Source organism: Bacillus sp. DNRA2, assembly GCF_012843265.1.
Taxonomy (GTDB): domain Bacteria; phylum Bacillota; class Bacilli; order Bacillales; family Cytobacillaceae; genus Bacillus_BU.
Genome location: NZ_JABAIT010000102.1, coordinates 1 through 219 on the forward strand (window position 1 = coordinate 1; position 219 = coordinate 219).

Annotated in this window: 1 protein-coding gene; it reads right to left on the reverse strand. The window is 35.2% G+C overall.

Annotated elements, in window-relative coordinates:
• Positions 1 to 219 (reverse strand): IS200/IS605 family transposase (gene tnpA, locus HHO41_RS22845; RefSeq protein ID WP_169102750.1); only part of this gene is annotated, 219 nt, incomplete at both ends.

The window sequence follows — 219 nt, forward strand, 5'->3', positions numbered from 1 at the left end:
TACGAAACGAGAACTAACACTTTTGTAGCTGTTAATAGCTTTTGACAAATCGATATTTGGAACTGAACGAAACAAAATATGAACGTGGTCGCAATCATGGTTCCATTCTTCTACTGTAAGTCCTTTTGGCTCAAGTAATCGTATGAAATGTTCTTTCAGATAATCTGAAATCTCATCGTTTACTACTTTTCTGCGATACTTAATGACGAAAACCAAGTG